This window comes from Vibrio sp. SCSIO 43140, assembly GCF_023716585.1.
GTDB classification, from domain to species: Bacteria; Pseudomonadota; Gammaproteobacteria; order Enterobacterales; family Vibrionaceae; genus Vibrio; species Vibrio maritimus_B.
The window spans coordinates 519,033-531,794 of record NZ_CP071850.1; the positions used below are offsets into that span (position 1 = coordinate 519,033).

Genomic DNA, 12,762 nt, shown 5'->3' on the forward strand with positions numbered 1-12,762 from the left:
AATGTTGACCTCTTTGACATTGGCAAAGCTATTTAAACCATGGCTTGATGACAGCAATAAGCTGATGACAGATAGTTCTCTGGGCACAATCAAGGTGTCTAACTTGGAACTTGATAGTCGTGCGATTGAACAAGGTGACACCTTTGTGGCGATTATCGGTCACACTGTCGATGGTCGTTTGTTTATCGAGCGTGCAGTTCAATCTGGCGCTAAGTCTGTTATTGCGCAGGCAGATGCTGAGCACAAACATGGCGAAATCAGTTACGTTCACGATGTACCTGTTGTTCATATCTATCAGCTCGACACTTTGCTATCGGTGATCGCAGCGCGTCTTTATCAGTACCAGCAGCGAGTCATTGGTGTTACGGGCACCAATGGTAAGACGACGATCACTCAGCTTATTGCGCAGTGGATTGAACTGCTTGGCGAGAAAGCCGCCATCATGGGCACCACGGGCAATGGTTTCTTAAGCGATCTGCAAGAAGCGAAAAATACCACTGGCAGCGCGATTGACGTCCAGCGCACTCTATCCCAGTTGGATAGCCAAGGTGCGCAATACACGGCAATGGAGGTCTCGTCCCATGGTTTGGTTCAAGGGCGCGTAGCGGCGGTTCCTTTCTCTCTGGGTATTTTTACTAACCTTAGTCGCGACCATCTGGATTACCATGGCACGATGCAAGGCTATGAAGAGGCGAAAAAGCTACTGTTTACGGGGCATCATTGCGAGCACGCCGTGCTGAACGTCGATGATGAGGTTGGCCGTCGCTGGCTTTCTGATCGCAGTGATGCGATTGCCGTTTCTGTCGAAGGTCATCAGCTCAGCGAAAAAGGGTTATGGGCGACATCGGTGCATTACAGTGATGGCGGCATCTCGATAGAATTTGATGGCTACTTTGGCAGCGGTAAACTTGATGCGCCGCTTATTGGTCAGTTTAATGCTAGTAATGTGTTACTGGCGTTCGCAGCGCTCCTGGTCCTTGGCTTTGATAAACAAGCGCTTACCGAAACTGCCTGTAAACTTCAGCCTGTTTTGGGTCGCATGGAGCTTTTCCAAGCGTTAGATAAGCCCAAAATTGTAGTGGATTATGCGCATACACCAGATGCACTCGAAAAGGCATTGCAGGCGCTAAGAGTGCATTGTGAAGGACAGCTTTGGGTGATCGCTGGATGTGGCGGTGACCGAGATAAAGGTAAACGCCCCATGATGGCGTCTATCGCAGAGCAATTAGCGGATAAAGTGATTTTAAGTGATGACAATCCCCGCAGCGAAGATCCTAAAGCGATTGTTGAGGACATGCTGGCCGGAATGCGTGAACCAAGTCGTGCTTACGTTGAACATTCTCGTTTTGAGGCCGCGCAGTTGGCGGTGCGAAATGCGACCGCCTCAGACATTATTCTGCTTGCTGGTAAAGGTCACGAAGACTATCAGGTGATTGGCACTGATTCCGTTCACTACTCAGACAGAGAAACCGCAGCGCAGTTACTAGGACTCACATTATGATTGAACTTTCGTTAACGGATATTGCAGCCATCGTCGATGGTCAGCTAGTCGGTGAATCTGTCCATATCACGGATGTCACCACAGACACGCGAGCGATCGAAGCCGGCGCGCTATTCATCGCGCTGGTTGGTGAACGCTTTGATGCTCATGATTTTGCTGAGCAAGCCGTGGATAAAGGTGCGGCGGCACTGATAGTTGAAAGAGAGCTCGATGTCTCGGTGGCGCAAATCGTGGTCACCGACAGTAAGCGAGCATTAGGGCAGCTTGGCGCAGAAGTTCACAAGCGTTGCCAAACCAAGACCCTTGCCATTACGGGAAGTTGTGGCAAAACCACGGTCAAAGAAATGATTGCCAGCATCTTGTCGAGTAAAGGGCAGGTGCTCTACACGGCAGGTAACTTTAACAACGACATCGGAGTGCCACTCACCTTACTTCGCAATACACCTCAAGATGAGTTCTCGGTTATCGAGCTCGGTGCAAACCACATCGGTGAAATTGCTTACACGACGGCGCTGACTCAACCGGATGTCGCTATTGTCAATAATGTTGCCGAGGCACACCTTGAAGGCTTTGGTTCTATTGATGGCGTAAAGCAAGCCAAAGGTGAAATCTATCAAGGACTTTCTAAGGGTGGTATTGCCTTGGTCAACCTTGACAGTAATGGTGGTGACTATTGGAATGAGGTGCTTGCTGACAAACGTGTGGTTACTTTTTCCAAACAGAATGTTAACGCAGACTATTATGCCTCTGACATCACCATGTCATCGCTCGGAAGTCCGCTGTTTACACTTCATACACCAACGGGTTCGGTTTCAGTAGAGTTAACCATGATTGGTGAGCATAACGTGGCTAATGCGGTTGCCGCAGCCGCGTTAGCAACGCAAGTTGGCGCTACGCATGAGCAGATCCAGAGCGGTTTGCAATCACTGAGTAAAGTGAAACGTCGCGTTGACGTTGAAAAACTTAACGACTCCATTACCTTGATTGACGACAGCTACAATGCCAGCGTGCCTGCGATGAAAGCCGCCGTCGATCTTCTCGGGCAGTTTACCCAAACGCAGCGTTGGTTGATTTTGGGTAACATGGCCGAATTAGGGCATGAAAGCCTTGCACTTCACAAAGAAGTCGGTGAACATGCTGCTCCTTTCGCTTTTGAGCACGTTTTGACCTATGGTGAGGATGCAAAAGTGATTAGTGACTTATGCAGTGGACAGCATTTTGAAAGTCACGACAGCATGCTCGAATATATCGAGCGAACATTAGTACAGTTAAACCAGACCCCTCATACTTTGTTAGTTAAAGGGGCGCTAAGTGCAGGCATGTTCAATATCGCCAATGCACTGAAGGAGAAATACACATGATCATTTGGCTTGCAGAGTTACTACAGCCATACTTTTCTTTTTTTCGTCTGTTTGAATATTTGTCATTCAGAGCCATTGTCAGTGTATTAACTGCTCTTGGAATTTCTTTGTGGATGGGACCAAAAATGATTGCCCGTCTGCAAATGCTGCAAATTGGACAAGTTGTTCGTAACGAAGGTCCAGAGTCGCACTTTAGTAAACGTGGCACGCCAACCATGGGTGGTGTGATGATCCTATTTGCGATTTCTGTCACCGTGCTGCTTTGGTCTGATCTGAGTAACCCATATGTTTGGGCCGTTCTAGCGGTACTGCTAGGTTATGGTGCCGTCGGCTTTGTTGATGATTATCGCAAAGTAGTGCGCAAGAACACCGATGGTCTGATCGCTCGTTGGAAGTACTTCTGGCAGTCTTTGATTGCTTTGGTTGTTGCCTTTGCACTTTACGCTCACGGCCAAGATACAGCAGCGACACAACTTGTGGTGCCATTCTTTAAAGACGTCATGCCACAAATGGGACTGTTTTACATTGTCTTTACCTATTTCGTTATCGTAGGTACCAGTAATGCGGTAAACCTCACCGATGGTCTCGATGGTCTAGCGATCATGCCAACTGTATTGGTTGCGGCAGGTTTCGCTGTCATTGCTTGGGCAACCGGTAACGTGAACTTTGCCAACTATCTGCATATTCCGTATATCCCGTACACCTCTGAGCTAGTTGTGGTTTGTACAGCAATGGTTGGTGCAGGTCTAGGTTTCCTATGGTTTAACACCTACCCAGCACAAGTGTTTATGGGTGATGTGGGCTCATTGGCGCTTGGTGGTGCACTGGGTGTGATCGCGGTTCTTGTGCGTCAAGAGTTTGTGTTGGTCATCATGGGCGGCGTGTTCGTGATGGAAACACTGTCGGTAATCCTTCAGGTTGGTTCATACAAACTTCGTGGTCAGCGCATCTTCCGTATGGCTCCTATCCATCACCACTATGAACTCAAAGGTTGGCCAGAGCCGCGTGTTATCGTTCGCTTCTGGATTATCTCTATTGTGCTGGTTCTGATTGGTCTAGCCACACTGAAAGTACGTTAATCTCAGATAGGGACCCCGTTGATGGAACGCTGGCAAGATATTAACAATGTCGTCGTAGTAGGGCTCGGTATTACCGGGCTCTCAGTCGTTAATCACATTCGAAAACATCACTCAAACATCGCTATCAAAGTGATGGATAGTCGCGATAATCCACCTGGAGCGGAGCAGCTGCCGACTGACGTAGCCTTGCATACTGGAAGCTTTGAATCTGAGTGGCTATTGAGCGCTGATTTAGTGGTATGCAATCCAGGCATTGCGCTGGCGACGCCAGAAATTGATCAAGCACTGCAAGGTGGTGTACGTGTCGTTGGGGATATCGAGCTGTTTGCGTGGGCGAATTCCAAACCCGTTATCGCCATAACAGGGTCTAACGGCAAAAGTACGGTTACTGACCTCACCGGTGAGATGGCTAAGGCGGCTGGCTTAAGCGTTGGTGTCGGCGGCAACATTGGTGTTCCTGCTCTCGATTTGTTAGAGCTAGATGCGGACCTTTACGTCCTTGAGCTTTCGAGCTTTCAGTTGGAAACGACCTCGTCGCTCAATACTACAGTATCAACCTTCTTGAATCTGTCTGAAGACCATATGGATAGATACGAGGGGATGGACGATTACGCGGAGGCTAAGCGCAGGATCTTCATGCATGCTGATAATGCATTAGTCAACCGAGATGAACCGGACACCTACCCTCTACAGTCTAATACTACTGTAACGACGTTCGGCTTTGACTCGACGCAATTTGGCATGCAAGAGGTTGACGGGCGCACATGGCTTGTTGATAACGGTGAGCTCATCATTGCTACTGACGAGCTTAGCATTGTGGGCAAGCATAACTGGTCTAATGCATTGGTGGCGTGCGGATTACTTAAGCTCGCGGGCGTAGACTATCAACAAGCGTTAGAGTGCTTAAAAGCGTACCGTGGCTTGAGCCATCGCTGTCAGGTTGTTGCTGACAATAGTGGCGTGAAATGGGTGAATGACTCAAAAGCGACCAATGTAGCAAGCACGCTCGCTGCGTTGTCAGGGCTCTCACTGGACGGCACTCTATACCTGTTGGTCGGTGGCGTCGGTAAAGGGGCCGATTTTTCTGAGTTAGCGGCACCGTTAGCAGCACTCAACGTGAAGCTGTGCTGTTTTGGTCGCGATGGGCATGAGTTTGGGCCACTTCACGATAGCGCGGTGCAATATGCCTCGATAGACGATATCTTGGCTGAGATCACGCCACAGTTACAGCAGGGTGATATGGTCATGCTATCGCCGGCTTGTGCTAGCTTCGATCAGTTTGCCAATTTTATGGCTCGTGGCGATCATTTCACTCAATTAGCTCAGCAATACTCGACACAAGTTAGTTAACACGGACCTGTCACTATGTTTCATCAACTTCGACAACGCACCGTGGGTTGGATGACCCACAGCGCACCTGAAGCGCTCTATGACCGTCAATTGGTTTGGCTGGCGTTTGCGTTGATGGTGACAGGGCTTGTGATGGTGACATCGGCATCGTTTCCGATCAGTTCGAGACTCACCGACCAACCATTCCATTTTATGTTCCGTCATGCGATCTTTTTAGTTCTCGCGCTTGGAACTTCTTCAGTGGTGCTGCAAGTTCCGATCGCCAAATGGTTTAAATACAGCAGTTATCTGCTCGCACTATCCATTTTCCTATTGATTGTCGTGCTCGTCGTCGGTAAATCGGTGAATGGTGCCTCTCGCTGGATCCCTCTAGGGTTGTTTAACCTGCAGCCCGCCGAAGTCGCTAAGCTATCGCTGTTTATCTTTATGTCCGGCTATTTGGTCAGAAAGCAAGATGAGGTGCGTCAGTCGTTTTTTGGCGGCTTTATTAAACCTATTATGGTGTTTACCACGTTTGCAATTCTGCTGCTTGGACAACCCGATCTAGGTACGGTTGTGGTTATGCTGGTCACCCTGTTTGGACTGCTGTTCATCGCAGGAGCTAAGCTATCCCAGTTCATCGCTCTCTTTGTCGCTGGTGTCAGCGCGGTGATTGCTTTGATTCTGGTTGAGCCCTATCGTGTTAGGCGTGTAACCTCGTTTCTCGACCCTTGGGAAGACCCGTTCGGCAGTGGCTATCAGTTGACTCAATCCTTGATGGCGTTCGGGCGTGGTAACTGGATGGGGCAAGGGCTTGGTAACTCAGTTCAAAAACTTGAGTACCTCCCTGAGGCGCATACTGACTTTGTATTCGCGGTATTGGCGGAAGAGCTCGGGTTTATTGGCGTTGTCTTGGTGCTAATGCTGGTATTTGCTCTGGTGATAAAGGCACTCTACATCGGTAAGCGAGCGTTTGAAAAGCAGCAGTTCTTTGGCGGCTATTTATGCTTCGCTATCGGTATCTGGTTTGCGTTTCAAACCTTAGTTAACGTTGGTGCTGCAGCGGGTATGGTGCCAACCAAGGGTTTGACCCTGCCATTGATCAGTTACGGTGGCTCCAGTTTGATTATTATGTCGGTCGCCGTTTCTATATTGCTGCGTGTCGATCATGAATGCCGTTTGCTTCCTGACGTTGCTCCAGAGCCACCTCAGAAAAGTAAGCCCGAAACAGATAAAAAACAGACTCAAAATGACAAAGAATAAACGTTTAATGGTGATGGCTGGTGGTACTGGCGGTCACGTTTTTCCAGGTCTTGCCGTAGCAAAACGCTTACAAGAGCAAGGGTGGGAAATCCGCTGGCTTGGCACGGCAGACCGAATGGAAGCCGATCTAGTGCCTAAACACGGCATAGAGATTGATTTCATCAAGGTAAAGGGCCTTAGAGGCCAAGGCATTGCTAAGCTTATCAAGGCACCATTTCAGATCTTCAGTGCTATCTTGCAGGCTCGTCAGCACCTAAAACGCTGGAAACCCGATGCGGTATTGGGCATGGGAGGGTACGTCAGTGGCCCAGGTGGCGTGGCAGCTTGGACAATGGGTATTCCTGTTGTACTTCATGAGCAAAACGGGGTCGCGGGGCTGACCAATCAGTGGCTATCTAAGATTGCCAAAAAGGTATTCCAAGCCTTCCCAGGCGCTTTTCCTAATGCAGAGGTGGTCGGAAACCCAGTACGCCAAGACTTGGTGGATATTGAGTCGCCAGATACAAGACTCGATGGTCGCGAAGGCGATATTCGAATCCTTGTCATGGGGGGCAGCCAAGGGGCTCGCATCCTTAATCACACATTACCACCTGTGATGGCAGCGCTAGGAAGTGGCTACACCATTCGCCATCAGGCGGGTAAAGGAAGTCAGCAAGAGGTCTCAGCGCTCTATCAGCAACATCAGGTCGATAGCGCTGAGGTAACGGAGTTTATCGATGACGTGTCTGAGGCATATCAGTGGGCAGACCTGGTTGTCTGTCGTTCAGGAGCGCTTACCGTTTCTGAATTAGCTGCGGTGGGAGTGGGCGCGATTTTTATTCCATTTATGCACAAAGATCGTCAGCAAGCACTCAATGGTGACCACCTTGTCGATTGCAATGCCGCCTACATGATTGAACAGCCAGAGCTCACGGTAGAAAAACTGACCGAGCAGATACGCACATTAGACAGAGCTCAGCTAAAAGACTTGGCAATCAATGCACGAGGTGCAGCCAAGTTAGACGCCGATACGCGCGTCGCAAATGAAATTATTGAATTAACGAAATAGATTAACGAGACGAACCCATGACACAGCAACAAACTCCAGATTTAGCGCAGATCCGTGCCTTGATACCAGAGATGAGACGAGTCAAGTGCATTCACTTTGTTGGTATCGGTGGCGCCGGCATGAGCGGTATTGCTGAAGTACTTCTTAATGAAGGCTACCAGATCACAGGTTCCGATCTGGCTGAAAACGCTGTGACTGCACGCCTGCAGCAAAAAGGCGCAACGATTTTCATTGGCCACGCTGCAAGTAACATTGATCTGGCGAGCGTTGTTGTTGTCTCTACGGCAATTGACCCTGAAAACCCAGAGTTAGTAGCTGCAAAAGAATCACGCATTCCAGTGGTTCGTCGTGCTGAGATGCTTGCTGAGCTGATGCGTTTTAGACATGGTATTGCCGTTGCAGGTACACATGGCAAAACCACAACCACAGCTCTAGTGACACAAATTTACTCAGAAGCGGGCATGGATCCGACGTTCGTGAATGGTGGTCTAGTGAAAAGCGCAGGTACCAATGCGCGTCTAGGTTCAAGCCGTATTCTCATCGCCGAGGCTGATGAAAGTGATGCATCATTCTTGCATCTTCAGCCAATGGTCAGCATTGTCACCAATATCGAAGCCGATCATATGGATACCTATGGCGGTGATTTCGATACGCTTAAGCAGACCTTTATCGACTTCTTACATAACCTACCATTCTACGGTCAGGCGGTAATGTGTGTTGATGATCCTGTGGTACGTGAGCTGATTCCAAGTGTGAGTCGTCAAGTTATCACCTACGGTTTCTCCGATGATGCGGACGTTCGCATCGAGAATTATCGCCAAGAAGGACAGCAAGGTAAGTTTACCGTTGTCAGAAAAGGCCGAGAAAACCTTGAGATTACCCTGAATATTCCGGGTAAACACAATGCGCTGAATGCATCCGCTGCGATAGCGGTGGCGACAGAAGACAACATCAGTGATGAAGCGATTGTGAAAGCCATGCTCGGTACTGAGGGTACTGGACGTCGCTTCGAGCACCTCGGTGAGTTTGAAACTGGTAATGGTAACGTCATGTTGGTCGATGATTATGGTCATCACCCAACCGAAGTCGATGTCACAATCAAAGCAGCACGTAATGGTTGGTCAGATAAGCGCTTAGTGATGGTATTCCAGCCGCACCGTTATAGCCGCACCCGTGACCTGTATGATGACTTTGCGAATGTGCTTGAGCAGGTTGATGTGTTAGTGATGCTGGATGTTTACTCCGCAGGCGAAGCCCCAATAGCGGGTGCAGATGGACGCTCACTGTGTCGTACTATTCGTACTCGTGGTAAGCTAGATCCAGTTTTTGTTCCAGAAATGAGTGGTTTACCATCAGTTTTATCCAATCTCTTGCAAGACGGCGACCTTGTCTTGACGCAAGGGGCGGGTGATATTGGTAAAGTGGCCAAGCAGCTGGAGCAGATGAAACTGAACATCCAAATGATGAAAAATAGCTGATACGTCGATTTTCGAGATTGACTGATAATTTATGAGTTCGATTGAGCGATATAGAGAATTGATCGCCCATTCGAACTTTTTTGTTGTTTCAGTGCGCAAAAGCCCAGTTTTCTTGGGTTGAGTGTTTGATAGTTTGATATTGATTAGTATAATCCTAAGGTTAACACCATTAGATTAGACTCTTATTCCACTATCTTAAGGAAAGGCGAAGAGAAGTTAATAAGGGACCAAAGAGTTTGACTGAAACTTCAGACAGCAGTGTAGAGCTAACGCGTCGAGCTTCCTTGTTTTCAAAACACGGGATCGGGGCGATTTTTTTATTTGCAGTGATCGCAGTCATCGGTTCAACACTTTATTCCACCATTAGCTGGATGTGGGACGACCAGCGCCTTCCCTTATCGAAAATAGTGCTTCAGGGTGATCTAACCCATGTGACAGCCAAAGATGTTCAGCACGCGTTTGCGGGTCTTGAGCATATTGGCACATTCATGTCGCAGGACATTGATGTGCTCCAACAAAGTGTTGAGCAAATCCCATGGGTATCGCAAGCATCGGTTCGTAAACAGTGGCCGGATACCGTGAAGGTATTTCTTACTGAATATCAGGCAAGTGCTATCTGGAATGGCATTGATATGCTAGATATTCATGGCGTTGTGTTTAGTGGCGATGTGTCGGTTATCGAAGAACAGAAAGTAAAACTCTATGGCCCTGAAGGGACCGAGCGTTACGTTCTTGATACCTACCGCGATAGTAACGCGAAATTGGCTGAGCTAGGATTGGCGATCTCTTCTCTGGTATTGAACGAGCGCCGTGCTTGGCAAGTGATTCTTGATAATGGAATCCGCTTGGAGCTGGGTAAAGACGCCTTAGACGAACGTTTACAGCGATTTATGTCTCTGTATCGCGAACTAGGCGAGAAAGTATCGCAGATTAGCTACATTGATTTGCGCTATGACACCGGGGCAGCGGTTGGCTGGTTCCCAGTCGAAGAAGCACCTAGCAGCGAAGCTTCAAAAGCGAATACAACAGGGTGACTGGTTTTATGTATCGATAAGCCTTGCGTATCGATACTTAAGTTCAGTTAGGAATTGGACAACCCAAGCGAGTTGTTCTCTGGGAATTGAGATAGCGAAACATAAGAGAGTACAGATGACGAAGACCACGGATGACAATATTATTGTCGGTCTTGATATTGGCACTGCGACCGTATCTGCTTTAGTCGGTGAAGTATTACCAGACGGGCAGGTAAATATCATTGGTGCAGGTTCTAGTCCTTCTCGCGGAATGGACAAAGGTGGCGTTAACGACCTTGAGTCAGTGGTCAAGTCCGTGCAACGTGCTGTCGATCAAGCTGAGCTCATGGCGGAATGCCAAATCAGCAACGTCTTTATCTCTCTTTCTGGTAAGCATATTGCAAGCCGAATTGAAAAAGGCATGGGAACCATTTCTGAAGAGGAAGTGTCACAGGATGATATGGATCGGGCGATTCATACCGCGAAATCCATAAAAATCGGTGATGAACAGCGCATACTGCATGTGATTCCTCAGGAATTTACCATAGACTATCAAGAAGGGATAAAAAACCCGCTTGGTCTGTCTGGGGTTCGTATGGAAGTCAGTGTCCACTTGATCTCTTGTCACAATGATATGGCAAGAAACATCATTAAAGCGGTAGAGCGCTGCGGCTTGAAAGTGGAACAGCTAGTGTTCTCTGGTCTTGCCTCAAGCAATGCGGTTATTACAGAAGACGAGCGTGAGCTTGGTGTCTGTGTGGTCGATATTGGTGCAGGCACGATGGATATCTCCATTTGGACTGGTGGCGCACTGAGACATACTGAAGTCTTCTCTTATGCAGGTAATGCTGTGACGAGCGATATCGCATTTGCATTTGGCACACCACTAAGTGATGCAGAAGAGATAAAAGTAAAGTATGGTTGTGCGTTAAGCGAACTAGTAAGCAAAGACGATACGGTCAATGTGCCGAGCGTTGGTGGTCGTCCATCGCGCAGTCTTCAGCGTCAAACACTGGCAGAAGTAATAGAACCGCGCTATACAGAATTAATGGGACTTGTAAATCAAACCATTGATAATGTTCAAGCTAAACTAAGAGAGAGCGGTGTAAAACACCATCTCGCAGCAGGCGTTGTCTTAACCGGCGGTGCAGCACAAATTGAAGGGGTTGTGGAGTGTGCAGAGCGCGTATTCCGCAATCAGGTTCGGGTAGGTAAGCCTTTAGAGGTGAGTGGCCTAACGGACTATGTAAAAGAGCCGTATCATTCTACGGCCGTTGGATTACTTCATTACGCAAGAGACAGTCAGATTAATGACGACAATGATTATAACGAACCAAAGCGTCAATCGGTGTCGACAATCTTTGGAAAGTTGCGTAATTGGATACAAAAAGAGTTTTAACCTGAGTTGCAGGAAAACGGAGATAACAAATGTTTGAACCGATGATGGAAATGTCTGACGAAGCTGTCATTAAAGTAGTAGGCGTAGGCGGTGGCGGTGGTAACGCTGTAGAACACATGGTTCGTGAATCAATCGAAGGGGTTGATTTCATTAGTGTTAACACCGATGCTCAAGCATTGCGCAAAACGAGCATCAACCACGTTATTCAAATTGGCGGCGATATCACAAAAGGCTTGGGTGCAGGTGCAAACCCTCAAGTTGGACGTGATGCAGCTCTTGAAGACAAAGAAAGAATTAAAGAAAGCATTACTGGTGCCGATATGGTGTTTATCGCAGCTGGTATGGGCGGCGGTACCGGAACCGGTGCAGCTCCAGTCATTGCTGAAGTAGCGAAAGAGCTTGGTATTCTTACTGTAGCGGTGGTGACTAAGCCATTTAGCTTTGAAGGTAAGAAGCGCCTGTTGTTCGCTGAGCAAGGTATCGAAGAGCTTTCAAAGCATGTTGACTCTTTGATCACGATTCCAAATGAAAAGCTTCTTAAAGTACTTGGTCGTGGTGTAACGCTTCTAGAAGCGTTTGCAAGCGCAAATGACGTACTTAAGAATGCGGTTCAAGGTATCGCAGAGCTGATTACTCGCCCTGGCATGATTAACGTCGACTTTGCAGACGTTCGTACCGTGATGTCGGAGATGGGGCATGCAATGATGGGTAGCGGTGTTGCTAAAGGTGAAGATCGTGCAGAAGAAGCGGCAGAGATGGCAATCTCTAGTCCACTTCTAGAAGACATCGATCTTGCCGGTGCGCGTGGTGTACTTGTTAACATCACTGCGGGTCTTGATATGCGTCTAGACGAATTCGAGACCGTGGGTAACACAGTAAAAGCTTTTGCTTCTGACAATGCAACGGTTGTTATTGGTACATCTCTAGACCCAGACATGAGCGACGAAATTCGTGTGACTGTGGTTGCAACGGGTATCGGTAATGAGCGTAAGCCAGATATTACGCTAGTCGCAGGTGGCAAAACGCCAGTGACTGCAAGTCAGCCTCAACAGCCAACTCAAGCGCCAGCTGCGAAAGTAGAGGACAAAGTGGCACAATCTTTGCCTGTAAATAATCAGGAAAAGGTTGAGGTAAATACGCCGAATACTGCAAGCTCTGCACCTGTGTCGAGCGGCAATACCAGCGCTGCACCTAAGCCTGAGAAGGAAAGTGGCTACTTAGACATTCCAGCATTTTTGCGTCGTCAAGCAGATTGATAATCTGTGTGAATTTGACATAGCTCAAATTTCTG

10 protein-coding genes are annotated in these 12,762 nt (G+C 48.2%); all 10 read left to right on the forward strand.

The annotated features are described in order from the left end of the window. Position 1 precedes the first annotated feature (1 nt). The 10 genes from murE (at position 2) to ftsZ (ending at position 12,727) form a co-directional block, all read left to right on the forward strand. Complete coding sequence (gene murE / locus J4N45_RS02640; protein WP_252013453.1) at positions 2-1,501, forward strand: UDP-N-acetylmuramoyl-L-alanyl-D-glutamate--2,6-diaminopimelate ligase; 1,500 nt, start codon at positions 2-4, stop codon at positions 1,499-1,501. Then, positions 1,498-2,862 (forward strand): UDP-N-acetylmuramoyl-tripeptide--D-alanyl-D-alanine ligase, encoded by a 1,365-nt coding sequence (locus J4N45_RS02645; protein WP_252013455.1) that lies wholly within the window; start codon positions 1,498-1,500, stop codon positions 2,860-2,862. The genes murE and J4N45_RS02645 overlap by 4 nt, the downstream gene beginning before the upstream one ends. Then, a complete protein-coding gene (gene mraY, locus J4N45_RS02650) occupies positions 2,859-3,941 on the forward strand; it encodes a phospho-N-acetylmuramoyl-pentapeptide-transferase (protein ID WP_128647974.1) in 1,083 nt (360 codons plus the stop codon). Before J4N45_RS02645 ends, mraY begins: the two co-directional genes overlap by 4 nt. Before the next feature lie 21 nt (positions 3,942-3,962). Then, positions 3,963-5,291, forward strand: coding sequence for a UDP-N-acetylmuramoyl-L-alanine--D-glutamate ligase (gene murD, locus J4N45_RS02655; RefSeq protein WP_252013457.1), 1,329 nt, complete (start codon positions 3,963-3,965; stop codon positions 5,289-5,291). 15 nt (positions 5,292-5,306) lie between these two features. Then, on the forward strand, positions 5,307-6,533 hold the full coding sequence (gene ftsW / locus J4N45_RS02660; RefSeq protein WP_286036896.1) for a cell division protein FtsW: 1,227 nt from the start codon (positions 5,307-5,309) through the stop codon (positions 6,531-6,533). After that, positions 6,520-7,581 carry an undecaprenyldiphospho-muramoylpentapeptide beta-N-acetylglucosaminyltransferase gene (gene murG / locus J4N45_RS02665; RefSeq protein ID WP_252013459.1) on the forward strand — a complete coding sequence of 354 codons (1,062 nt, stop codon included), beginning with the start codon at positions 6,520-6,522 and terminating at the stop codon, positions 7,579-7,581. The genes ftsW and murG overlap by 14 nt, the downstream gene beginning before the upstream one ends. 17 nt (positions 7,582-7,598) lie before the next feature. Further along, the gene (gene murC, locus J4N45_RS02670; RefSeq protein ID WP_252013461.1) at positions 7,599-9,059 is read left to right on the forward strand and encodes a UDP-N-acetylmuramate--L-alanine ligase; all 1,461 of its coding nucleotides are present in this window, start codon (positions 7,599-7,601) and stop codon (positions 9,057-9,059) included. Positions 9,060-9,343: 284 nt separating this feature from the next. Continuing rightward, on the forward strand, positions 9,344-10,093 hold the full coding sequence (locus tag J4N45_RS02675; protein WP_234496123.1) for a cell division protein FtsQ/DivIB: 750 nt from the start codon (positions 9,344-9,346) through the stop codon (positions 10,091-10,093). Positions 10,094-10,208: 115 nt separating this feature from the next. Further along, positions 10,209-11,471 (forward strand): cell division protein FtsA, encoded by a 1,263-nt coding sequence (gene ftsA / locus J4N45_RS02680; protein WP_042476016.1) that lies wholly within the window; start codon positions 10,209-10,211, stop codon positions 11,469-11,471. Positions 11,472-11,500: 29 nt separating this feature from the next. Continuing rightward, a complete protein-coding gene (gene ftsZ / locus J4N45_RS02685) occupies positions 11,501-12,727 on the forward strand; it encodes a cell division protein FtsZ (protein ID WP_042476019.1) in 1,227 nt (408 codons plus the stop codon). The last annotated feature ends 35 nt before the right edge of the window (positions 12,728-12,762 follow it).

Excerpts from the sequence above, each read along its gene's own strand:
- mraY (WP_128647974.1), top strand. The coding sequence starts at position 2,859 with ATGATCATTTGGCTTGCAGAGTTACTACAGCCATACTTTTCTTTTTTT.
- ftsZ (WP_042476019.1), top strand. The coding sequence starts at position 11,501 with ATGTTTGAACCGATGATGGAAATGTCTGACGAAGCTGTCATTAAAGTA.
- murE (WP_252013453.1), top strand. The coding sequence starts at position 2 with ATGTTGACCTCTTTGACATTGGCAAAGCTATTTAAACCATGGCTTGAT.
- murC (WP_252013461.1), top strand. The coding sequence starts at position 7,599 with ATGACACAGCAACAAACTCCAGATTTAGCGCAGATCCGTGCCTTGATA.
- murD (WP_252013457.1), top strand. The coding sequence starts at position 3,963 with ATGGAACGCTGGCAAGATATTAACAATGTCGTCGTAGTAGGGCTCGGT.
- J4N45_RS02645 (WP_252013455.1), top strand. The coding sequence starts at position 1,498 with ATGATTGAACTTTCGTTAACGGATATTGCAGCCATCGTCGATGGTCAG.
- ftsW (WP_286036896.1), top strand. The coding sequence starts at position 5,307 with ATGTTTCATCAACTTCGACAACGCACCGTGGGTTGGATGACCCACAGC.
- murG (WP_252013459.1), top strand. The coding sequence starts at position 6,520 with ATGACAAAGAATAAACGTTTAATGGTGATGGCTGGTGGTACTGGCGGT.
- ftsA (WP_042476016.1), top strand. The coding sequence starts at position 10,209 with ATGACGAAGACCACGGATGACAATATTATTGTCGGTCTTGATATTGGC.